Source organism: Variovorax sp. KK3 (assembly GCF_001984055.1).
Classification (GTDB): domain Bacteria; phylum Pseudomonadota; class Gammaproteobacteria; order Burkholderiales; family Burkholderiaceae_C; genus Variovorax.
In genome coordinates this window covers 20,714-41,349 of the sequence record NZ_LYVO01000069.1, presented here as the reverse complement: position 1 = coordinate 41,349, position 20,636 = coordinate 20,714, and the positions used below count along the sequence as shown (strand labels likewise).

19 protein-coding genes and 1 tRNA gene are annotated in these 20,636 nt (G+C 67.1%); 6 read left to right on the top strand and 14 right to left on the bottom strand.

Annotated elements, in window-relative coordinates; translation table 11 throughout:
• Nucleotides 1-237: 237 nt before the first annotated feature.
• From queF to yaaA, 4 genes are read right to left on the bottom strand one after another with little or no spacing between them, the layout of a single operon-like run.
• Complete coding sequence (gene queF / locus B0W80_RS26030) at nt 238-1,095, bottom strand: NADPH-dependent 7-cyano-7-deazaguanine reductase QueF (protein WP_077002055.1); 858 nt, start codon at nt 1,093-1,095, stop codon at nt 238-240.
• The gene (locus tag B0W80_RS26025) at nt 1,073-1,990 is read right to left on the bottom strand and encodes an alpha/beta fold hydrolase (protein WP_077002054.1); all 918 of its coding nucleotides are present in this window, start codon (nt 1,988-1,990) and stop codon (nt 1,073-1,075) included. Before B0W80_RS26025 ends, queF begins: the two co-directional genes overlap by 23 nt.
• Before the next feature lie 28 nt (nt 1,991-2,018).
• Nucleotides 2,019-2,864 carry a 2OG-Fe(II) oxygenase gene (locus B0W80_RS26020; RefSeq protein ID WP_306171875.1) on the bottom strand — a complete coding sequence of 282 codons (846 nt, stop codon included), beginning with the start codon at nt 2,862-2,864 and terminating at the stop codon, nt 2,019-2,021.
• Nucleotides 2,861-3,646 carry a peroxide stress protein YaaA gene (gene yaaA, locus B0W80_RS36300; protein ID WP_077002058.1) on the bottom strand — a complete coding sequence of 262 codons (786 nt, stop codon included), beginning with the start codon at nt 3,644-3,646 and terminating at the stop codon, nt 2,861-2,863. The genes B0W80_RS26020 and yaaA overlap by 4 nt, the downstream gene beginning before the upstream one ends.
• A gap of 94 nt (nt 3,647-3,740) precedes the next feature.
• On the opposite strand from yaaA, the gene B0W80_RS26010 reads away from it, so the two are divergent.
• The 3 genes from B0W80_RS26010 to galU all read left to right on the top strand — a co-directional run bounded on the left by B0W80_RS26010 (nt 3,741) and on the right by galU (nt 8,684).
• Nucleotides 3,741-4,715, top strand: a complete 975-nt coding sequence (locus tag B0W80_RS26010) for an MBL fold metallo-hydrolase (RefSeq protein WP_256856690.1) — start codon at nt 3,741-3,743, stop codon at nt 4,713-4,715.
• Between the two features lie 111 nt (nt 4,716-4,826).
• On the top strand, nt 4,827-7,697 hold the full coding sequence (locus B0W80_RS26005) for a valine--tRNA ligase (RefSeq protein WP_077002057.1): 2,871 nt from the start codon (nt 4,827-4,829) through the stop codon (nt 7,695-7,697).
• 96 nt (nt 7,698-7,793) lie between these two features.
• Nucleotides 7,794-8,684 (top strand): UTP--glucose-1-phosphate uridylyltransferase GalU, encoded by an 891-nt coding sequence (gene galU / locus B0W80_RS26000; protein WP_077002052.1) that lies wholly within the window; start codon nt 7,794-7,796, stop codon nt 8,682-8,684.
• On the opposite strand, the gene B0W80_RS25995 is transcribed toward galU, so the two are convergent.
• The 4 genes from B0W80_RS25995 to cysM are packed head-to-tail and all read right to left on the bottom strand — an operon-like array spanning nt 8,665 to nt 11,538.
• Nucleotides 8,665-9,795, bottom strand: a complete 1,131-nt coding sequence (locus tag B0W80_RS25995; protein ID WP_077002051.1) for an SGNH/GDSL hydrolase family protein — start codon at nt 9,793-9,795, stop codon at nt 8,665-8,667. The two genes, galU and B0W80_RS25995, sit on opposite strands and share 20 nt — an antisense overlap.
• Nucleotides 9,796-9,805: 10 nt before the next feature.
• Nucleotides 9,806-10,033 (bottom strand): sulfurtransferase TusA family protein, encoded by a 228-nt coding sequence (locus tag B0W80_RS25990; RefSeq protein WP_077002050.1) that lies wholly within the window; start codon nt 10,031-10,033, stop codon nt 9,806-9,808.
• 27 nt (nt 10,034-10,060) lie between these two features.
• Entirely contained in the window at nt 10,061-10,621 is a 561-nt protein-coding gene (locus B0W80_RS25985) for an NUDIX domain-containing protein (RefSeq protein ID WP_143684789.1), read from the bottom strand.
• A 5-nt stretch (nt 10,622-10,626) separates the two neighbouring features.
• Complete coding sequence (gene cysM / locus B0W80_RS25980) at nt 10,627-11,538, bottom strand: cysteine synthase CysM (RefSeq protein WP_077002049.1); 912 nt, start codon at nt 11,536-11,538, stop codon at nt 10,627-10,629.
• Nucleotides 11,539-11,580: 42 nt separating this feature from the next.
• On the opposite strand from cysM, the gene B0W80_RS25975 reads away from it, so the two are divergent.
• Nucleotides 11,581-11,665 (top strand) — tRNA-Leu (locus B0W80_RS25975).
• Between the two features lie 70 nt (nt 11,666-11,735).
• Here B0W80_RS25975 and B0W80_RS25970 read toward each other — a convergent pair.
• The gene (locus tag B0W80_RS25970; protein WP_077002048.1) at nt 11,736-12,287 is read right to left on the bottom strand and encodes a DUF4863 family protein; all 552 of its coding nucleotides are present in this window, start codon (nt 12,285-12,287) and stop codon (nt 11,736-11,738) included.
• 107 nt (nt 12,288-12,394) lie between these two features.
• Here B0W80_RS25970 and B0W80_RS25965 point away from each other — a divergent pair, with 107 nt between their 5' ends.
• On the top strand, nt 12,395-13,132 hold the full coding sequence (locus B0W80_RS25965; RefSeq protein ID WP_083745645.1) for a nitroreductase: 738 nt from the start codon (nt 12,395-12,397) through the stop codon (nt 13,130-13,132).
• 15 nt (nt 13,133-13,147) lie between these two features.
• Here the strand turns inward: B0W80_RS25965 and B0W80_RS25960 are convergent, their stop codons facing one another.
• The 5 genes from B0W80_RS25960 to B0W80_RS25940 all read right to left on the bottom strand — a co-directional run bounded on the left by B0W80_RS25960 (nt 13,148) and on the right by B0W80_RS25940 (nt 19,487).
• Nucleotides 13,148-14,122 (bottom strand): LysR substrate-binding domain-containing protein, encoded by a 975-nt coding sequence (locus B0W80_RS25960; RefSeq protein WP_077002047.1) that lies wholly within the window; start codon nt 14,120-14,122, stop codon nt 13,148-13,150.
• 93 nt (nt 14,123-14,215) lie between these two features.
• Nucleotides 14,216-15,826, bottom strand: a complete 1,611-nt coding sequence (locus B0W80_RS25955) for a tannase/feruloyl esterase family alpha/beta hydrolase (protein ID WP_077002046.1) — start codon at nt 15,824-15,826, stop codon at nt 14,216-14,218.
• 52 nt (nt 15,827-15,878) lie between these two features.
• The gene (locus B0W80_RS25950; protein WP_077002045.1) at nt 15,879-17,309 is read right to left on the bottom strand and encodes an FAD-binding oxidoreductase; all 1,431 of its coding nucleotides are present in this window, start codon (nt 17,307-17,309) and stop codon (nt 15,879-15,881) included.
• A 64-nt stretch (nt 17,310-17,373) separates the two neighbouring features.
• Nucleotides 17,374-18,711 carry an MFS transporter gene (locus tag B0W80_RS25945; RefSeq protein WP_077002044.1) on the bottom strand — a complete coding sequence of 446 codons (1,338 nt, stop codon included), beginning with the start codon at nt 18,709-18,711 and terminating at the stop codon, nt 17,374-17,376.
• A gap of 167 nt (nt 18,712-18,878) precedes the next feature.
• Nucleotides 18,879-19,487: a glutathione S-transferase family protein gene (locus B0W80_RS25940; RefSeq protein ID WP_077002043.1), complete on the bottom strand. Its 609-nt coding sequence runs from the start codon at nt 19,485-19,487 to the stop codon at nt 18,879-18,881.
• Nucleotides 19,488-19,611: 124 nt separating this feature from the next.
• Between B0W80_RS25940 and B0W80_RS25935 the strand changes: the two genes are divergently transcribed.
• Nucleotides 19,612-20,604: a YafY family protein gene (locus B0W80_RS25935; protein WP_077002042.1), complete on the top strand. Its 993-nt coding sequence runs from the start codon at nt 19,612-19,614 to the stop codon at nt 20,602-20,604.
• Nucleotides 20,605-20,636 lie beyond the last annotated feature (32 nt).

The following is a 20,636-nucleotide window of genomic DNA, read 5'->3' as shown; positions in this document are numbered from 1 at the left end:
TTTTTGAAGAACCAGCTAACTTTTTTGAAGTTTTTTTAAAGCAGCCCTCGCAGACATACCTCATCACCCCCAACCACCCCACACAAGACCTCGAACCACGCAGACCACAGAGAATCCACATCAGCCACCGTCTTGAGCGGAGCCTTTGATTATGACACAGATATTGCGCCCAGCGCAACGACTGCCAAGTTTTTTGTGGATGCCTTCTGCCCTGCGCCACTGCCAGCGCGCGGTCCACTATTGACGCGCAGTCCGGACGTTCGCCGGCAACGCCTGAGGCCAACTGGTGCGGAACGGACTGATATCCAAACCGCCTCGTCGCGTGTAGCGCGCATAGACCGCCAATTTGGTTGGCTGACACCTTCGCCAGATGTCCTGAAACATGCGTTCGGCGCAAGGCTCATGGAACTCGTTGTGGTTCCGAAAGCTGACGATGTACGCCAGCAACCCCGCCTGGTCGATCTGCGGCCCGCTGTAGCGGATCTGCACGCTTCCCCAATCGGGCTGGCCAGTGACAAGACAGTTGCTCTTGAGCAATCGGCTGCACAGCGTTTCGCTGACCGGCGTTTGCGTCGAGTCGCTCGACAGCAGTTCCGGCGCCGGCTGATAGTGCGTGCACTCGATATCGAGTCGATCGAGATCGACTCCATCCAGCTCCTGAACCTGCTCCCGGTCAAAGGCCTCCGGCGCCATCAGCTTTACCCCGATGCCAGCCACGCGGTCGGCGCCACGCCAAACCGCCTCGCTCAGATCCGCCCGCAAGCGCTCGCGCACGGCATCGGCGCCTTCGAAGACGCTGCTGTTGAAGCTGTTGAGATAGAGCTTGAACGACTTGCTCTCGATGATGTTCGGCGTTTCGCACGGCACGGTGAAGTGCGCGATCGCCAGCTGGGGCTTGCCGCGTGGATTGAGCCAGCTGAGCTCGAAGGCGGTCCAAAGGTCGGCCCCGAAGAACGGCAGCTGCTGCGCCCGAATCCCCATGGCTTCGCGCTGCGTCGCCCGCGGGATCGGAAAGAGGAGCCCGGCGTCGTAGCGGTCCACGTAGGCCGAGGCACGGCCCAGTTGCGATTGTTCAGGGGTGTTGTCGAGGCTCATGCCCGTTTTGTTTCTCGGCAGTCTGCATGAAAGGAATGATGTGTTGCAGCAGGATGTCGCACACCGGCGGCGGCATGTCATGGCCCATGCCTGCGACCGATACGAAACGCGCGCCAGGGATGCGGCGAGCCGTGTCCTGTCCGCATGCCATGGGCACCAGCGGATCGGCATCGCCGTGAAGCACCAGCGTCGGACTGGCGATGCGGCTCAGCAGCACATGCCGGCCACTGTCCGCACCGATGGCCAGCATCTGCCGCACGACGCCCGCTGGCCGATAGGCGCGGCGCAATCCGCGGGTAATGCGCTCCGTCAGCGCCCGCTCTTCCTGGGGATAGGCAGGGCTGGAGATCAGTCGAACCAACCCAAGGCTGTGAGCCACCAAGGCGGCTTCCGTCCGGCTGGCCGGACGCCGCATCAGCGCCGCAGCGACATCGGCACGTGGCCCCGGCAGCTGACGCGCACCACTCGAGCTCATGATGCTCACCAGGCTGGTCACGCGATCCGGCGCACTGGCAGCCACGCGCTGGGCGATCATGCCGCCCATCGACGCCCCGACCACATGCGCATGCCGGATACCCAGCGCTTCCAGCACGCCGAGCGCATCGTTCGCCATGTCCTGCAGCGAATAGGCGGAGCGCACCTGCAAGCCGATGCGTTGCCGCACACTCTGCCAGAGCAAATTTGCGGCAGGCGCTTCATCGAAGCCCTGGCTCAACCCGATGTCCCGGTTGTCGTGCCGCACCACCCGAAAGCCCGCATCGATCAACGTCTGCACGAAGTCATCCGGCCAGGCGATCAACTGCATGCCCAACCCCATGATCAGCAGCACCACCGGCCGCCCTTCGCCGCCGCTGTCTTCGACCTCGATCTGGATTCCGTTGGCATTGAGCTTCATGGCTTCTTCAGCTTGACTTGCGCACAGGCTAGGTGAACTCGCGCTCACGGAGCCACTTGGTCGCGACCCACTTCTCACCGGACAGCACTGGTGCGCCTCCATGCAGCGTCCGCGTTCCCGGATCGGGTCTGTCGTAGCTGAAGAAAACACCGGTGCCGCGCTTGGGCGCGACCTCGAGCCCCACATCGGGAAAAGTCGTGGCGCCGCCTTGATCGGGCTCTTGCAGATACATCACCAGCGTCGCAACGCGCTGCCCACCACGACGCAGGATGGTCGGCGTCCCGGGCTCGCTCGGGTCGAAGTAGTCGTAGTGCGGCCGGTACTGCGCGCCCGGCGAATAGCGCAAGATCTGCAGCCCCTCGCCGAACTCCAGCGGCCAGCGCAGCAGCGTGGCAATGCGCTGCTCCAGCCGCGCGACCACCGGGTTCTCGCCGCGCTCGAAGAACATGCCGTCGCTCGTACGGTCGACGTTGAGGGCCTCCCCGCCGGTCTTCGCTTCGACGGTGAGCGAGCGCGCCAGCCGTTGGCGCGCCCCCAGGATCAACGCTTCGCATTCTTCGTCGGACAGCAGATCGCCGAATACGATCACGCGCGGGTGAGTCACGGTCTGCAACACCTGCACGCGACGATCGCCAGTGTCGATGTAGAGCGGCGCGCTCGACAAGTCCGGCCCAGGCAGTGCAACCTGCGCAACAGGCGCTGCCACCGGCGCCACTGGACGCGAAGGGTCGAACTCGGCCAGCGCGGACTCGGCGACGTCGGCCTGCCAGCCGGCTTCGCGCATCGAGACGCGCAGACTCGGGATGGAGTGCCCGGCTGCCAGCTGGGCAACGATCCACTCGCGCAGTTCCGGACTGATGGCTTGACCCGTCACGCTGTTTTCCTTCGGAATACGAAACGCTCCGGCGCCGATGCATGCGCGTCGAAGACGTAACCTTCGAGATCGAACTTCTCCAACGCCCGCGGCGTGGAGGCCTTGTGCATCACGGCCCAGCGCGCCATCAGGCCGCGGGCGCGCTTGGCGAAGAAGCTGATGACCTTGTATTTGCCATTCTTCCACTCCTCGAACACGCATTCGACCACGCGGGCCTTCAACGTCTTCAGGTCGACCGACCTGAAGTATTCCTGCGAGGCCAGGTTGATGACCACCGGCGTGCGATCGGCCACCAACCGCTGATTGAGGTAATCGGCTATGCGCGAGTTCCAGAAGGCATAGAGATCCTTGCCATGCCGATTGGCGAGCTGCGTCCCCATTTCGAGCCGATACGGCTGCAGCCGGTCCAGCGGGCGCAACACGCCGTAAAGGCCGCTGAGGATGCACACGTGATCCTGCGCCCAATCGAGCTGCGCCGGGCTCAGCGTCTTTGCATCGAGCCCGCCGTAGACATCGCCATCGAATGCCAGCGCCGCCTGCTTCGCGTTCGCCTCCGTGCCTCGCGACGCCCAGGCCGCGTAGCGTGCGACATTGAGCGCCGACAGTTTGTCCGACAGGTGCATGAGTTCGCCGATGTCCTGGGGAGACTTCTGGCGCAGGATCTTGATCAGCTCTGCGGCCGGACTGCGCGGCCCTTCGAAGTGCGGCGTCGTCGCAGGCAGCGCACCGGGAACGGGGGTTTCGTAGTCGAGCGACTTGGCCGGGGAAAGCAGAAAAAGCATCGGCGAATTATCTTCGGCGCCGCAGCAGGCGATCGGCAAGGGGTATAGAGTCCGCCTGCATTTCAATCCACTCGACCCGCAGGAGACCCTGATGATGGCTGCCTCGTTGCCACGCACCCGTGCCTTCTTCCTCGCCGCCGCCTGTGCGCTGGCGGCATGGACCCTGCCGACGCCCACCCGGGCGGCAGCGCCCTTCGCCAAGGAAGCCGCCCCCGGCTACTACCGCATCATGGTCGGCGACTTCGAGGTCACGGCCCTCTCCGACGGAACGGTCGCGCTGCCGGTGCACGATCTGCTCACGCGCACGTCTCCCGCCCAGGTCAAGAAGACACTGGCACGCTCGCACCTCGAGAGCCCGCTCGAAACCTCCGTCAACGGCTACCTCGTCAACACCGGCGACAAGCTGGTGCTGATCGACGCTGGTGCCGCCGGCCTGTTCGGCCCGACGCTGGGCCGCCTGGCGGCCAACCTCAAGGCGGCGGGCTACCAACCCGAACAGGTGGACGAGGTCTACATCACGCACATGCACCCGGACCACGTGGGCGGCCTGGTGGCAGACGGCAAGCCGGCCTTCCCCAACGCAGTCGTGCGAGCCGATCAGCACGACGCCGACTTCTGGCTGAGCCAGGCCAACATGGACAAGGCGCCCGCCGACGCCAAGGGCTTCTTCCAGGGCGCCATGGCGTCGCTCAACCCCTATGTCGCGGCCGGCCGCTTCAAGCCCTTCAACGGCGACACCGATCTGCTGCCGGGCCTCAAGGCCCGGGCAACTCCCGGCCATACTGCCGGTCACACCGTGTATTTCATCGAGAGCAAAGGCCAGAAGATGGCCTTCTGGGGCGACCTGATGCACGTGGCCGCGGTGCAATTCGAGAACCCGTCCATCACGATCCAGTTCGACACCGATTCCAAGGCCGCCGCGGCACAGCGCCGCAAGGCCTACACCGAAGCGGCCGCGCAAGGCTATCTGGTGGGCGGCGCGCATCTGTCCTTCCCGGGCATCGGCCGCCTGCGCGCGCAGGGCAACGGCTACGTCTGGATTCCCGTGAACTACGCGCCCGGGCGCTAAGCACGATGGCGCTCGCACTCGAATAAAATCCGCCGCTTCCCCATCCTTCGAGACGGCATCCTGCGGGATGCCGTTTTGGTCTTTGCACTGCCCGCACTGCCCGCACAAGCCATGAGCGACACCACGTCCCAACCCGGCCTCCAGAGCCTGTCCAAGTCCTTCGAACCCGCCGCCCTCGAGGCGCGTTGGGGCCCCGAATGGGAGCGACGCGGCTACGCCGCGGCAGGCTTCCGCGGCACGGGCGCGCCGAAAGCGGAAGCGCCCGCCTTCGCGATCCAGCTGCCGCCGCCCAACGTCACCGGCACGCTGCACATGGGCCATGCGTTCAACCAGACGATCATGGACAGCCTCACGCGCTATCACCGCATGAAGGGCGCCAACACGCTGTGGGTGCCGGGCACCGACCATGCCGGCATCGCAACGCAGATCGTGGTCGAGCGCCAGTTGCAGGAACAGAAGATCAGCCGGCACGACCTGGGCCGCAAGAACTTCGTCGCGCGCGTGTGGGAATGGAAGCAGCAGTCCGGCAACACCATCACCAACCAGATGCGCCGCATGGGCGACACGGTCGACTGGAGCCGCGAATACTTCACGATGGACGACAAGCTCTCGGCCGTCGTCACCGACACCTTCGTTCGGCTCTTCGAAGAAGGCCTGATCTACCGGGGCAAGCGGCTGGTCAACTGGGATCCGATGCTCAAGACCGCCGTGAGCGACCTGGAAGTCGAAAGCGAGGAGGAAGAAGGCTTCCTCTGGCACATCGCCTATCCACTGGAAGACGGCTCGGGTTCGCTCACGGTGGCCACCACGCGGCCCGAAACCATGCTGGGCGACACCGCGGTGATGGTCCATCCGGAAGACGAACGCTACAAGGCCCTGATCGGCCGCAAGGTCAGGCTGCCCCTGGTCGATCGACTGATCCCGGTCATCGCCGACGACTACGTCGACAAGGAATTCGGCACCGGCGTGGTCAAAGTGACGCCCGCGCACGACCCCAACGACTACGCCGTCGGCCTGCGCCACCACTTGCCCATCATCGGCGTGCTGACGCTCGATGCCGCGATCAACGACAACGCACCCGAGAAGTACCGCGGCCTCGACCGCTTCGACGCGCGCAAGGCCGTGGTGGCCGACCTCGAGGCGCTCGGCCTGCTCGTCGAAATCAAGAAGCACAAGCTCATGGTGCCGCGCTGCGCACGCACCGGCGCCGTGGTCGAGCCGATGCTGACCGACCAGTGGTTCGTGGCCATGAACAAGCCCGACGCCAACGGCCAATCGATCGCCCAGAAGGCCATCGACGCGGTGCGCTCCGGCGAAGTGCGCTTCGTTCCCGAGAACTGGGTCAACACCTACAACCACTGGATGGAGAACATCCAGGACTGGACCATCTCGCGCCAGCTCTGGTGGGGCCACCAGATTCCCGCGTGGTACGACGCCGACGGCAAGGTGTACGTCGCACGCAACGAGGCCGAGGCCCAGGCGCAGGCGCCCGGCAAGACCCTCACGCGCGACGAGGACGTGCTCGACACCTGGTATTCCTCGGCCATGGTGCCTTTCTCTTCGCTGGGCTGGCCGGAGCAAACGCAAGACTACGACCTCTACCTGCCCTCCACCGTGCTCGTCACCGGCTACGACATCATCTTCTTCTGGGTCGCCCGGATGATCATGATGAGCAAGCACTTCACCGGTCGGGTGCCTTTCAAACACGTGTACATCCACGGCCTGGTGCGCGACTCGCACGGGCAGAAGATGAGCAAGTCCGAGGGCAACGTGCTCGACCCGGTGGACCTGATCGACGGCATCGCGCTGCCCGAACTGCTGGACAAGCGCACGGTGGGCCTGCGCCGCCCCGAAACGGCGCCGACCGTGCGCAAGAACACGCAAAAGGAGTTTCCCGAGGGCATTCCGGCCTTCGGTGCCGACGCCTTGCGGTTCACCTTCGCATCGCTCGCATCGCTGGGCCGCAACATCAACTTCGATTCGAAGCGCTGCGAGGGCTATCGCAACTTCTGCAACAAGCTGTGGAACGCCACGCGCTTCGTGCTCATGAACTGCGAAGGCCAGGATTGCGGCCTGCGCGAGCACACCAAGGCCGAATGCGCCCCGGGCGGGCCGGCGCACGGCTACATGAAGTTCAGCCAGGCGGACCGCTGGATCGCCTCGCAGCTGCAGCGGGTCGAAGCCGAAGTCGCCAAGGGCTTCGAAGAATATCGGCTCGACAACGTGGCCAATGCCATCTACCAGTTCGCCTGGGACGAGTTCTGCGACTGGTATCTCGAGATCGCCAAGGTGCAGATCCAGCAGGGCGACGAAGCGCAACAGCGCGCCACCCGCCGCACGCTGATCCGCTCGCTCGAGGCGCTGCTGCGCCTGGCGCACCCGCTCATCCCCTTCATCACCGAAGAGCTGTGGCAGAAGGTCGCGCCTGTCGCCGGCCGCGCCGGCGAATCGGTGATGGTCGCGCCCTACCCCGAGAGCCAGCCCGAGAAGATCGACCCGGCGGCCGAGGCGCACGTCGCGCGCCTCAAGCAACTGGTGGATGCCTGCCGCACGCTGCGTGGCGAAATGAACATCTCGCCCGCCCTGCGGCTGCCGCTCTACGCCGTCGGCGATTCGCCGGAAGGCACGGCCTTCGTGCGCGAGGCCGCGCCCGTCCTGCAGGCATTGGCCAAGCTCAAGGAAGTCAAGGTTTTCGACGACCAGGCGTCCTGGGCCGCCGCGGCCGAAGCCGCCCCGGTGGCGGTGGTGGGCGACGTGCGCCTGTGCCTGCACATGGAAATCGACAAGGCCGCGGAAAAAGCCCGCATCGGCAAGGAGGTCGCGCGTATCGAAGGCGAGATCGTCAAGGTCGACGGCAAACTCGGCAACGAGGCTTTCGTCGCCAAGGCGCCGGCCGCGGTGATCGAGCAGGAACGCAAGCGCCTGGTGGACTTCAACGCCACTCTGGAGCGGCTGCGCGAGCAGCTTGTGCGCCTCGGCTGACACTGCCTGGAGGCGGAGAGCTTTAGTATTCGGGGTCGGCGCTTCGGTGCGCCAGCCTCTCCAGATTCCATCCCTTTCGACCAGAAGCCCAAGCCCATGTCCACTACCACCAAGCGCATCCGCAAGGCCGTGTTCCCCGTCGCCGGCTTCGGCACCCGTTTCCTGCCGGCCACCAAGGCCCAGCCCAAGGAAATGCTGCCGGTGGTGGACAAGCCGCTGATCCAGTACGCGGTCGAAGAAGCCTATGCCGCCGGCATCCGCGACATGATCTTCGTGACTGGCCGCAACAAGCGCGCCATCGAAGACCATTACGACACCGCCTACGAGCTCGAAAGCCAGCTCGAGGCCAGCAACAAGACTGAGCTGCTCAACATCGCGCGTTCGGTGATGCCGGACGACATGACCTGCTCCTACGTGCGGCAGCCCCGCATGCTGGGCCTGGGCCATGCCGTGCTGTGCGCCGAGCACCTGGTCGGCGACGAGCCCTTCGCGGTGCTGCTGGCCGATGACTTGATGGTCGGCCCGCCGAACGGCGAACCGGTGCTCGCCCAAATGACCCGCGCCTTCGAACGCCTCGGCGGTTCGCTGATCGCTGTGCAGGAAGTCCCCCTCGATCAGGTCAAGCGCTACGGCATCGTGGCTGGCGACACCATCGAGGAAGGCATGGTCAAGGTCAACCGCATGGTCGAGAAGCCGAAGCCCGAAGACGCTCCCTCGCGCCTCGGCGTGGCCGGGCGCTACGTCCTGACGCCGGGCGTGTTCGACGAGATCCGCAACCAGCCCAAGGGCGCCGGCGGCGAAATCCAGCTCACCGACGGTATCGCCGCGCTGATGAAGAAGGAATCGGTCTACGCCTACGCCTACCAGGGCGTGCGCTACGACTGCGGCAGCAAGGAAGGCTTCCTGCAGGCCAGCGTCGAGCTCGCACTGGCTCACCCTGAAGTCGGCGCGCAGTTTCGCGCCTACCTCAAGACCCTGGAGCTTTAGCAGACCCCGACGGCGGCGCAGCCGTCACCAGCGGCCCGAGGAAGCCCAGCAGTTCCTCGTCGCCGATCGGCGTGAGCGGCAGGCCGAAGTCGTCGCGCAAACGGGCGACCAGTGATTGCGCCCACATCGCGTTGAACACCAATCCCGGGTGCCGGTCTTCCAGGAATGAATTGCGCGGGTCGTCGCCGATGGCGTTGGCCACGCGCAGCGATGGCCCCAATTCAACCGCCTTGTAGTCCGGCCGCCCATCGGCAGCCCGCGTGCCCCACTTCGAGCGAAACCAGGCCAGGTCGTCGAAATACGCGACCTGCGCGTCACCCTCTGCCAGGCGGCGGATCGCCCCGTTGAAGCCGCCGAGCGCGGTATCGATGTTGCGGGTGGCGTCCGCTGACGCCCAGCGCTCGAAGTTGGCCGGATCGTCCGCCTCGTTGCCGATGCCGACCAGCATGATCCGTGTGGACGGATGCGTGCGCCGGATCAACGCCACCGCCGCGCCGATGTCGCCCGCGCAACGGGCCGTCGCTTCGCGCAAGGGCGCCGCGGTCGGGTCGCTCGCCTGCAGGTCCACCGAGCCACCCCAGTCGTTGAACCCGATGCGGATCACCACCGCGCCGCGCTTCCAACGCTCGGGATCCTGGTCCATCAAAGCCACCAGCCGCGGCGCCTGGCGGAAGCGCCCGTCCATCAGGTTCTTGCAGGACGCACCCGAATTGGCGAAGTTGTAGAGATAGTCTTCCTTGAGGGGCGCGCGGCCGCCCGGCAGCCCCATCCATTCGCGCGCCAGCGCGACCACACCGGGGCGCCCCCAGCGCACCCAGGGCCCCAGATCCACTTGCTGGCCCCGCAGCTTCGCGAGCACCTCGGTCCATTGAAAGGTGCGCGAACGCAGGGGCCCACCGCGTTCGCCCCCGCCCGCCGGAAACCAGGCATGGTCCTGGTACGAATGGCTGTTGGAATCGCCCAGGACGGCCAGCGGAATCGACCCGGGCGCAGCGGTGCTGGGAGGAAAGTTGTCGTTCGGCATGCCGTCGCTCCACAGGCCCAGCGTCAGTGCACCGGCCGCCACGGCCAGCGCCAGGGCTCCTGCGGCAAGGCGGACGCCGCGCTTCACGGCCTTACCGTCAACGGCGCCGCAGCACGTGGATGAAGTCGTCGCCCACCGTCTGCTGCTCGACCAGATCGTTGCCGGTCTGGCGCGCGAAGGCCTGGAAGTCGCGCACGGAGCCTGCGTCGGTCGACACGACCCTGAGCAATTGACCGCTCTGCATGCCATTGAGCGTCTTCTTCGCCTTCAGGATGGGCAGCGGACAGTTGAGTCCGCGGGTGTCGATTTCTTTGTGGATGTCCATCGGTGTTCCTTGTCCGGCTGGCGGATTCTAGGAGGCGGCAGGCGCCGTGCCCGCCGCCGGGTCCGCCGGGCGCGGCCAGTCCATGAACTGCGGCTCGTGCCCGCGGGTGCGCAGCCAGTCGGCCAGCGCGTAGCCGGTGCCGGCCGGCCAGCAGCGCAGCTGGCCCAGGTCGTAGAGCCGGTAGTCCACCAGTTCCGGTGACAGCCGCACCTCGCCGTCTGCCACCGCGTGGTAGGCAATGATCACCTGGTTCATGCGCTGGAAGTCGTAGACGCCCACCAGGTTCAACGCGCTGGCGTCGAGATTGGTTTCTTCCTTGATCTCGCGCGCGATGCCGTCCTGCGGCGTCTCGCCGGCCTCCATGAAGCCCGTGATCAACGCGTACATCTTGTGCGGCCAGGCCGCGTTGCGCGCCAGCAGCACCTGGCCGCGGTATTCGATGATCGCGGCGAGCACCGGCGTCGGGTTGTTCCAGTGGGTCCAGCCGCAGGCCGGGCAGCGCAGGCGCGACTTGGGGCCACCGTCTTCCGCCAGTTCGATGTGTGCCAGCGGCGTGGCGCACGCCGTGCAGAACTTGGGGTCGCTCATCGCGCTCAGGCCGGGAACACGCCGGTCGACAAATAGCGGTCGCCGCGGTCGCAGACCACGAACACGATCGTGGCGTTCTCCACCGTCTTCGCGATCTCGAGCGCCACCCACAACGCGCCGGCCGAGGAGATGCCGGCGAAGATGCCTTCCTCGCGCGCGAGGCGCCGGCACATCTCCTCCGCCTGGTCCTGGCTCACCAGCACCAGCTGGTCGACCCGGCTGGGCTCGTAGATCTTGGGCAGGTATTCCTCGGGCCACTTGCGGATGCCTGGAATGCGAGAACCTTCCTCGGGCTGCGCGCCGATGATGCGCACCGCGGCGTTCTTCTCCTTCAGGAAATGCGACACGCCGGTGATGGTGCCCGTGGTGCCCATCGCGCTCACGAAATGCGAGATGCGCCCGCCGGTGTCGGCCCAGATCTCGGGCCCGGTGGTCTCGTAGTGGATGCGTGGGTTGTCGGGGTTGGCGAACTGGTCGAGCACGCGGCCCTTGCCCTGCGCCACCATCTGCTCGGCCAGGTCACGGGCGTATTCCATGCCGCCGCTCTTGGGGGTAAGCAGGAGCTCAGCGCCGAAAGCCTTCATGGTCTGGGCCCGCTCGACCGACAGGTCCTCCGGCATGATCAGCACCATGCGGTAGCCCTTGATGGCCGCCGCCATGGCGAGCGCGATGCCGGTGTTGCCCGACGTCGCCTCGATCAGCGTATCGCCGGGCTTGATCTCGCCGCGTTCTTCCGCGCGCTTGATCATCGACAGCGCTGGCCGGTCCTTCACCGAACCCGCGGGGTTATTGCCTTCCAGCTTGGCAAGGATGACGTTGCCGCGCTTGTCGTTCTCGGCATGGTCGATGCGCTGCAGCGCGACCAGGGGCGTCTTGCCGATCGCATCCTCGATCGTCGGGTAGTTCGGGTTTGCCATGGCAGGCACTGTGCCATAATTTTGGGCTTCCTTCCTTCCCTTGCCCGGGTGGTGAAATTGGTAGACGCAGGGGACTCAAAATCCCCCGCCGCAAGGCGTGCCGGTTCGATTCCGGCCCCGGGCACCACGAATCCCAGCGTTCCTCATCGATTCCCGTAGGCGTTCCGCGCCTCGGGTTGGGCAAGGCGCGCCGCCCCTCAGTCCGGAATGGCTGGCAGTGAATCAGGCACCTCGACGTTGTACGAGATTCGCCCTGCCGGCAAGAAGAACAACGCGATCACCGCCCCTCGCCTGACTTCCGGATAGTGATGGCTGCCCGGCGCCGGCGCCGTCCAGCCTGCATGGCACCAGCCGTTCGGCCCCGCGAGTGCCGCGCTCTCGTCGAGCGGCACGACCATGTTGAACTCGCCGTAGGGATGCGCGTGGTACTGCCCGCGGTAGCTGTCGCCCGGGTTGCGCTGCGGGTTGTCGTTGCTGCTCATGTACACCGCCGTGATGCTGAAGCCCAGCGTCTCGGCGCTCGGATCGCAGATGCGGCTGCGGCGGTAGCGCGGTCCGTCGATCTCGATGTTGGCTGCCCAGCCATCGCGAACCCCGGCCTTCACCAGTGCCGCCAGTTCCTCGTACAGCGTGCTACCCGGTCCGTGCGTCGCATTGAGCCAGCGCTCGACCTCGGTGCCGGCGGTCATGTCCTGCACCTCCGCGAGAAAGGGCAGGCTGGCGGAAATGAGTTGGTCTCGATCGTTCATGGCCGCACAGTGCCAGCGGACGCGTCGGCACGGAAGCGAACAATCTGCACGTCGCCCTTGCACAGGATTCAATTAATCGCGCACCGGTCTGCTGCCAGCATCAGGGCATGAACCTCGCAGACCCGCCACCCTTCCGCAACGATGCCGACACGCCGACGCAAGCGGAAGCGCGGCGCGTCATGGACGCGGTCGTCAAGTCGAGAACGGCGGTGCGCGCCTTTCTTCCGAGGCCGGTGCCCAGGTCGATGGTGATGGACATCCTCGACGTCGCGCGCTTCGCCCCCAGCAACTCCAACACGCAGCCGTGGTTCGTCCACGCGCTGCAGGGCGACGCCAAGCAGCGGCTCACCGAAGCGCTGATGCGCTCGCACGAGAGCGACGAGTTGCCCGCTTCACGGCATTTCCCGAGCGATCTTCCCCCGTCGTGCAAGGACCGCCAAGCCGACTTCGGCACCCGCTACTACCGCACGCTGGGCATCGACCGCGACGACGCCACGGGCCGCTACCGGCAGACCGGGCGCAACTACCGCTTCTTCGATGCGCCGGTGGGGCTCATCTTCTCCATCGACTCGCGGCTGACCCGGCACAGCTGGCTCGACTTCGGGCTGTTCCTGCAGACGCTCATGCTCGCGGCACGGTCGCGAGGGCTGGACACCTGCCCGCAGGTCTCGTTCGTGCGGCACGAGCCGGTCATCCTCGATGCCCTGCAACTGCCGGCGGGTCGCACCATCGCGTGCGGCATGTCGATGGGGTATGCAGCGCCGGATGCTGCGCTCAATCGGCTCGACATGCCTCGGGCCGCCGTCGACGAGTTCGCGTCCTTCCTGGGATTCGACGAAGGCTGACGCGAACGCGAGCCCTCAGGCGCGCCGCGATGCGCTCGGCCGCGCGGGTGCCTTGATGGCACGCGCGCCCAGCCATTGCCCCGTCTCGGCCAGATCGCGCAGCACGTCCGCGATCAAGTTGCACATCGCGCGCTTGGCATTGCTGGTGGGCAGGTGCACCGACACGCACAAGCCCAGCGTGCGGTGCATAACCTTCGAGTTCAGCCGGTGCGCCGCCAGCCGGCCCTCGGCCACCTCGCGCTGCGCCAGGCCCAGCGGCATGATGGTCGGCCCCAGCCCGGCCTCGACCGCCGACTTGAGCGTGTAGACCGAATTGATCTCCGCCGCCACGCGAGCCGCCGGATAGCCTTCGGCCTCGAGTGCGGCATCCACCAGCCAGCGTGTGCAGTGCCCATGCGCGTTGGCCGGCCACACCAGCGGCCGCGCGATCGCCTGCTCGATGCTGACCTCGCCCGCCGGCAGCGCATCGGGGCTCTGCGGCGACTCGAGGAACACGAAGTCTTCTTCGATCAGCGGCGTGAAGGCGATGTCTTCCTTGGGCATGGTCGGCGAGAAAACCGCCACGTCGACCCGGCCACGCAACAGCTGGTCGGCCATGTTGCCGGTGAGTTCCTCGTTCAAATGCAGCACCGCTTGCGGGTAGCGGCGCGCGGCCGCGCGCATGAGCGGCAGCGCGATCATCGGCGACACGCTCTGCGGCAGGGCCGCCACCACCGTGCCCGTGACCGCATCGGCCGCCGCATGCACCGCCGCGCGGGCATCGCCGACCTGCTTGGTGATGCCTTGTGCGTATTCGTAGAAGATCTTGCCGGCCTCGGTCATCGCCACGCCATTGCGGCTGCGCAGCAGCAGCTGCGTTTCGAGTTCGGATTCCAACTCAGCCATTTGCTTGCTGAGTGCCGACTGCGCGATGTAGAGCTGCTGCGCCGCACGCGAGAGGCTGCCGCTGTCGACGATGGCGACGAAGTACTTGAACTGCCGCAGTTCCATCCAGGATGTCTCCGGCCGCGCCGCGCCTGAGGGGGTCGCGGCGGGCCGGGCCATTCTAGGCCGCGGACCGCACCGCCCCGGCCGCGTCGAACTTCACTCCACGCACTGATAGCTCGCAGCCGAATTCACGTCCCCCGCGCCGTTGTAGCGCGCATAGGCCGGGTACTTGCACAGCGGGCGAGCCATGGTGGTCGCTCCCGCGGCATCGAGCTTGCGATGCTGGAGTTGCTGGCTCGACGCCGGCACGCCGCGTTCCACCCAGGTGGCCATGGCCTGCAGCAGGTCGACGCGGTCGGGCCCCGCACCGCCGTAGCAATGGCCGACACCGGGCGCGAGGAACAGCTCCACCGTTTCGTTGGTTCGCGCAGCGCCCAGCGTATTGCGAACGCTGTCGTAATAGCGCGCGGTGTCGCGAGCGCTGACCGAGGTGTCGTTGGTGCCGTTCCACAGGATCAGCTTGGCGCCGCGCGCATTGAGCCGCGTCAGATCGGGATCGTTCGCGCTGAAAAGCTCGCCCACCGCCGCCATGCGCGGCAGCCACTGGTCGGGATTCCAGCCGAGCGGATCGTAGGCCGCGTCGCGTGCGATGAACGAACGCACGAAGCCGTCCGAGAACATGCCCTGGATCGAGTTGCCGCCCAGCGCGGCCTGCGGCCAGATGTACTCGCCCCAACCCTTGGGCTGGTCTTCCAGCCCGAAGTTGTAGCCCGGGTGCGACCACGCGCCGTGCGCGGTCGCCACCGGCGATGTGATGGTGTTGACCGTCGCGATCTGCGCATCCGACAGGCAACCATCACCGGTGTCGGCGCCGCCCGTGCAGCGCAGGGCACTCGCGTTGTAGTTGCAGGCCGAGGGCTTGGAGATGATGCCGTCGGCCAGGCCATCGAGCGTGTCGCACTGCGCGAGCACGGACTTCGCCAGCAGGCTCTGCTTGGCCGCGTTCAACGTGTTCGCGGGCTGCCGCACCTGCTTCGAGATGCGGTTGAACTGCACGAACAAGCCCATGATGTTGCCCGCCGGCGCACGCGCCACGATGCCGTCGAAGTCCTCCGGGAAGCGCTGCGCCTGCATGAGCGCATCGTGGCCGCCCATCGAGCAGCCTTCGAAGTAGCTGCGCGACGGCGCGCTGCCGAAGAACTTGTTGATCGCCTCCTTGCCCGGCGGCAGCGCGCGGTGCTCCGATTGCTGCGTGAAGTCGAGCAGCTTGGTGTCGTCGAGAGCGAAGCGCGCCGCGAAGTAGCCGGCGTCGGGCGGGCCGCCGTAGTCGTAGCCGCCGTTGGTGCCGATGGTCGCGTAGCGCTCGCTGAAGATGGAGGGGCTGAACTGCGGATCGGTCGCCTTGGGAAACTGGCCATCGAAGCCGCCGCCGCCGAGAAAGGCAAGCTTGCCGTTCCAGCCTTCCACGGGCAGCTTGGCCTCGAAGCGCAGGCTCGAACGGGTGAAGCGCGCGGTGAGCACGCAGTAGGCCGGCTGCGGCGACTGCGCAGCAACCAGGCGCGCGTCGTCGATGACGACCGTGCCGCCGGCCAGCGTTTCGCCGCGCAGCGTGGGACATTTCTCCGACAGGTTGCGCGAGACCTCGGGCGCGGACGCCACCGGCGGCAGCACGGTGCCACCGCCGCCTCCGCCGCAGGCCGCGAGGATGGCCGGGGCCATGGCGATCAGGGCGAGGCGCAGCGCGCCGCCCGCATTCGGGATGCTCATCGATGTCTCCTGGTTGGAAGGCCGGGCGCGTGCATGCGCCGGCCGAACGGCTTCAGATCGCCACGACCTTGCCGGGGTTGAAGATGTTGTCGGGGTCCAGCGCCTGCTTCAGCGCACGCATCAGTGCCACGCCCTCGCGGCCATGCTCGTCTTCGAGGTAGTGCATCTTGTGCAGCCCCACGCCGTGCTCGCCGGTCGAGGTGCCTCCATGGCGCAGCGCACGCGCCACCAGCCGCCGGCTGAAGGCCTCGGCTTCCTCGTTCTGCGACGCGTCTGCAGGGTCGACCAGCACCAGGCAATGGAAGTTGCCATCGCCGACGTGGCCGAACACCGGCGCCAGCAGACCATGCGCGTCGATGTCGGCCTGCGTCTCGTCGATGCACTGCGCGAGTTCGGACAGCGGCACGCAGGCATCGGTGGTCAGGCTGCGGCTGCCGGCCTTGAGCTGCAGGCAGGCGAAGTACGCGTGGTGGCGCGGCGTCCACAGGCGCGTGCGCTCCTCCTGGCGCAGGGCCCATTCGAAGGCGCCGCCGCCATGGCTGTCGGCGATCTCGCGCATGACCTCGGCCTGCGCCTCGATCTGCTCCTTGGTGCCGCCGAACTCGAGGAACAACGTGGGGTTCTCGCTCAGGCTGGTGCGGCTGTGGGCGTTGACGGCGCGGATGGTCAGCGCGTCCAGCATCTCCGCGCGCGCCAGCGGCACGCCGAGCTGGATGGCCTCGATCACGGTGTCGACCGCCGCACGCACCGACGGGAAATGCACCACCGCGGCCGCGACGGCCTCGGGATGCGGATGCAGGCGCACGGTGGCTTCCGTGATCAGCCCCAGCGTGCCTTCCGAGCCGCAATAGAGCTGCGTGAGGTTGTAGCCAGCCGAACTCTTGCGTGCACGCGACGCCGTACGCACCACCTCGCCCGTGGCCGTGACCACCGTGAGGTTGACGACGTTGTCGCGCATGGTGCCGTAGCGCACGGTGTTCGTGCCCGACGCCGCCGTCGCCACCATGCCGCCGATGGACGCATCGGCGCCTGGGTCGACCGAGAAGAAGAAGCCGGTCTCGGCCAGCGCCGCATTGAGTTGCCCGCGCGTCACGCCGGCCTCGACCGTGGCCGTCAGGTCGCCGGGCCGCACGGCCAGCACCTTGTTCATCTGCGAGAAGTCGACGCACACGCCGCCTTGCACGGCCAGCAGGTGGCCTTCGACCGACGAGCCTACGCCGAAGCCGATGATCGGCACGCGCTCGGCCGCGCAGGCGCGCACGACAAAGGCCACGTCGTCCGTGCTCTGCACGAACAGCACCGCATCGGGTGCCTGCGGCGCATAGGCCGACTCGTCGGTGCCGTGCTGCAGCAGCACGGCGCGGCTGGTGGACAGCCGGTCGCCGAAGCGGCGCTGCAGGCGCGCGATCAGATCGGCGGAAGGCGAGCGTCGGGCCGGATCGCCGGCCGTCGTGCGCGCAGGAATGGTCGCAACCGCTTCCATGTAGGGGCCTCTTTTCAAGATCGGGGAAAGTGACGACGCTGCCAGGGCGGCGTCGCGGAGGGGCTCAGGCTTTGGCAGCGGCGCGCGCGGGCCGCACGAACAGCACCAGCACCGCGCCGATCACCAGCAGCGCAGCCAGCATGTGCAGGCCTGCATCGGTGCTCTTCGTCGCGTCCTTGATCAGGCCGATCATGTAAGGCGCACTGAAGCCCGAGAGGTTGCCGAAGGAGTTGATGAAGGCAATACCCGCCGCAGCCGCCGCCCCGCCCAGGAAGCCGGTGGGCATGCCCCAGAAGATCGGCAGCGTCGACATGATCCCCATCGTCGCCAGCGTGAGGCCGGCCATCGCGTAGACCGCGTTGCCATGGAAGGCGACGCTCAGCACCAGCCCGATGGCGCCGACCACCGCGGCCACGGCGCAATGCCAGCGGTACTCGAGATGGCGGTCGGCGTTGCGCGCCGCCAGGTACATCGCCACCACACCGAAGGTCCACGGTATGGCACTCAGCAGGCCGATGTCGAGCGCACCCTTCACGCCGATCGCCTTGATGATGCTCGGCAGCCAGAACGAGATGCCGTAGAGCCCGGAGGTGAAAGCGAAGTACACCAACGCCAGCAGCCACACGCGGCCATTGCCGAGCACTTGCAGCAGCTTCGGCTCGACCTTGCCGGCGTCTTCGGCAGCGACGTCGCGTGCGATCAGTTCACGCTCGTCGGTGCTGAGCCATTTCGCGTCGCGCACCCGGTCGTCCAGGCGGCGCCACACCAGCACACCGAGCGCCACCGTCGGCAGGCCCTGCAGCACGAACAGCCACTGCCAGCCGGCCCAGCCGTGCACGCCGTTCATGCCTTGCAGGATCCAGCCCGAAATCGGGCCGCCCAGGATGCCAGCGAAGGGAATCGCCGCCAGGAACAGCGAGGTCGCCTTGCTGCGACGCGCCGCCGGGTACCAGTAGGTGAGGTACAGGATCATGCCGGGGAAGAATCCGGCCTCGGCCGCGCCGAGCAGGAAGCGGATCACGTAGAACGTGGTCGGCGAGTTCACGAACATCGTGGCGGCCGAGAGCAAGCCCCAGGTGATCATGATGCGGGCGATCCATCGCCGCGCGCCGACGCGGTGCAGGATCACGTTGCTCGGCACCTCGAACAGGAAGTAGCCCAGGAAGAAGATGCCGGCGCCGAGGCCGTACACCGCCTCGCTGAACTGCAGGTCGCCCTGCATCTGCAGCTTGGCGAAGCCTACGTTCACGCGGTCGAGGTAGGCCGCGATGTAGCAGATGAAGAGCAGTGGTATGAGCCGCAGGCTCACCTTGCGGTAGACCGCGTCGGCGGTGCTCTTGTCGTCGGCTGCCAGTGGCCGGTGCTGCGGCTGCAGCGATGGGATGGCGCGGGTGGTGGTCATGCGTTGTCAGCGTCCGTGGGTCGTTGCTCGATGCATCGATGGTCGCGGCTGCGCATGCGGCGCCCGCAGCGGGTTAACGCGCAAGATTCATATGGATTGCAGGGGGGTCCATCTCCGATCGAGATGAGGCCCTTCGCCTGCGCACCACGGCAACGAAGCCTTGTCGTTCAGGCCTCGATCTGCATCGCGGGCCGTGCCTGCACCTTCTCCAGCCAGGCCTGCACATGCGGGTGCGAGGACACCGGCGCGCCGATGAACACGCTGTAGCCGATCACCGAGCCGACCACCAGGTCGGCGAGCGAGTAGTCCGCGCCGAGCATCCAGGGCTGCTGCGCCAATCGCGCATCGAGCAACGCAAGCAACTGACTCAGTCCTTCGCGCGCCGCCTCGGCGTGGGTCGCGCTGCGCAGGGCTTCGTCGCCGTGCGCTGCGACCTGCAGCCGCACCAGCACCGCGCCGTAGGTGACGTAAGACCACGTGCACCACGACATGGCCTGCAGCCGCTCGGGCGTGTCCGCCTGCGGCCACAGCCCGCGCGCCACACCGTAGCGTTCGGCCAGCCACAGATGGATGGCGAGCGCCTCGAACATCGATGCGCCGTCCACCGTGAGCGTGGGCACCTTGCCGTTCGGATTGAGCGCCAGGTAATCGGGCTTGCGCTGCTCGCCGCTGCGGATGTCGATCTTGACGCGCTCGTGCGGCACGCCGAGTTCGGCGAGCGCGCAGGCGATCGGGGTGGCGCTGGACATGGGATGCCAGTAAAGAACGAGGGACATGAGAAGCTCCTGGATGGGTTGCAGGTCGAGGTCGGAACACGTGTCGGCCGCAGCAGCGATGGGATGAACTCTAGTGGCCATTGCGGACAGATTCGGCCCTCGATGCGGGCTACAGTCGAGATCCATGCTCACATCGTCCTCGCGCCTGTTGCGCCTGCTCTCCCTGCTGCAGACACGCCGCCACTGGGCAGGCGCCGAGCTCGCGGAGCGCCTGGAGGTTCACCCCCGCACACTGCGACGCGACATCGATCGCCTGCGCGAGCTGGGCTATCCCGTGCATGCCAGCAGCGGCGTGGCCGGCGGCTATGCGTTTCGCGCGGGCCGCGCGCTGCCGCCGCTGCTGCTCGACGACGAAGAGGCGCTGGCCGCCGCCATCGCCCTGCGCACCGCCACGGCCGGTGCCGTCGGCGGCATCGAAGAAGCCTCGCTGCGCGCGCTCGTCAAGCTCGAACAGGTCATGCCGTCGCGCCTGCACCGGCGCATCGAGGCCCTGCGCTCGGCCATCCTGCCGCTCGACCGCACCGGACCGGTGGTCGATGCGAACCAGCTCGCGCAACTCGCTGCGGCCTGCCGCGAGCAATTGCGCCTGTCCTTCAACTACGGCGACAGCCAGGGCCGCGCGACCACGCGCACCGTCGAGCCGCAGGGCGTGGTGCACACGGGCGAACGCTGGTACCTCGTGGCCTGGGACCCGGCGCGCGAGGACTGGCGCACCTTCCGCATCGACCGCATCGCAGGCGCGCTCGCCACCGGCGCCCACTTCGCGCCACGGCCCGCGCCCGAAGGCGGTGACCTGCGCGCCTACGTGTCGCGTTCGCTCGCGGTCAGCCCCTACTCGGAACAGGCGCGCGTGGTGCTGCATTCGCCACGCGCGGAGATGGCACGGCGCATTCCGCCATCGGCCGGCATGCTGGAAGAGATCGACGCCGGGCGCTGCCTGCTGCTGTGCGGCGCGAACGCGCTCGATCAACTCGTTTACTGGCTCATGGCGCTCGACGTGGACTACGAGGTGCAGGCGCCTGCCGCGCTGAAGGAACGGCTGCGCGTGGCAGGCGAGCGGCTTGCGCGATGCCTCGCGGCAGATGATCTGCCCCCGAAAAATTCGAGGCCTGCCTGAAGACCGCGACCACCCGCTTCTCCTGAGCTCTT

What these genes read in the sequence shown, in the direction of transcription:
- B0W80_RS25985 (WP_143684789.1), bottom strand. Translation starts at nt 10,621, where the DNA reads ATGAGCGACCCCAAGTTCTGCACGGCGTGCGCCACGCCGCTGGCACAC.
- B0W80_RS25935 (WP_077002042.1), top strand. Translation starts at nt 19,612, where the DNA reads ATGCTCACATCGTCCTCGCGCCTGTTGCGCCTGCTCTCCCTGCTGCAG.
- B0W80_RS25940 (WP_077002043.1), bottom strand. Translation starts at nt 19,487, where the DNA reads ATGTCCCTCGTTCTTTACTGGCATCCCATGTCCAGCGCCACCCCGATC.
- B0W80_RS26010 (WP_256856690.1), top strand. Translation starts at nt 3,741, where the DNA reads ATGGCTGCCTCGTTGCCACGCACCCGTGCCTTCTTCCTCGCCGCCGCC.
- B0W80_RS25960 (WP_077002047.1), bottom strand. Translation starts at nt 14,122, where the DNA reads ATGGAACTGCGGCAGTTCAAGTACTTCGTCGCCATCGTCGACAGCGGC.
- yaaA (WP_077002058.1), bottom strand. Translation starts at nt 3,646, where the DNA reads ATGCTTTTTCTGCTTTCCCCGGCCAAGTCGCTCGACTACGAAACCCCC.
- B0W80_RS25965 (WP_083745645.1), top strand. Translation starts at nt 12,395, where the DNA reads ATGAACCTCGCAGACCCGCCACCCTTCCGCAACGATGCCGACACGCCG.
- cysM (WP_077002049.1), bottom strand. Translation starts at nt 11,538, where the DNA reads ATGGCAAACCCGAACTACCCGACGATCGAGGATGCGATCGGCAAGACG.
- B0W80_RS25990 (WP_077002050.1), bottom strand. Translation starts at nt 10,033, where the DNA reads ATGGACATCCACAAAGAAATCGACACCCGCGGACTCAACTGTCCGCTG.
- queF (WP_077002055.1), bottom strand. Translation starts at nt 1,095, where the DNA reads ATGAGCCTCGACAACACCCCTGAACAATCGCAACTGGGCCGTGCCTCG.
- B0W80_RS25950 (WP_077002045.1), bottom strand. Translation starts at nt 17,309, where the DNA reads ATGGAAGCGGTTGCGACCATTCCTGCGCGCACGACGGCCGGCGATCCG.
- B0W80_RS25955 (WP_077002046.1), bottom strand. Translation starts at nt 15,826, where the DNA reads ATGAGCATCCCGAATGCGGGCGGCGCGCTGCGCCTCGCCCTGATCGCC.
- galU (WP_077002052.1), top strand. Translation starts at nt 7,794, where the DNA reads ATGTCCACTACCACCAAGCGCATCCGCAAGGCCGTGTTCCCCGTCGCC.
- B0W80_RS26025 (WP_077002054.1), bottom strand. Translation starts at nt 1,990, where the DNA reads ATGAAGCTCAATGCCAACGGAATCCAGATCGAGGTCGAAGACAGCGGC.
- B0W80_RS25970 (WP_077002048.1), bottom strand. Translation starts at nt 12,287, where the DNA reads ATGAACGATCGAGACCAACTCATTTCCGCCAGCCTGCCCTTTCTCGCG.
- B0W80_RS26005 (WP_077002057.1), top strand. Translation starts at nt 4,827, where the DNA reads ATGAGCGACACCACGTCCCAACCCGGCCTCCAGAGCCTGTCCAAGTCC.
- B0W80_RS25945 (WP_077002044.1), bottom strand. Translation starts at nt 18,711, where the DNA reads ATGACCACCACCCGCGCCATCCCATCGCTGCAGCCGCAGCACCGGCCA.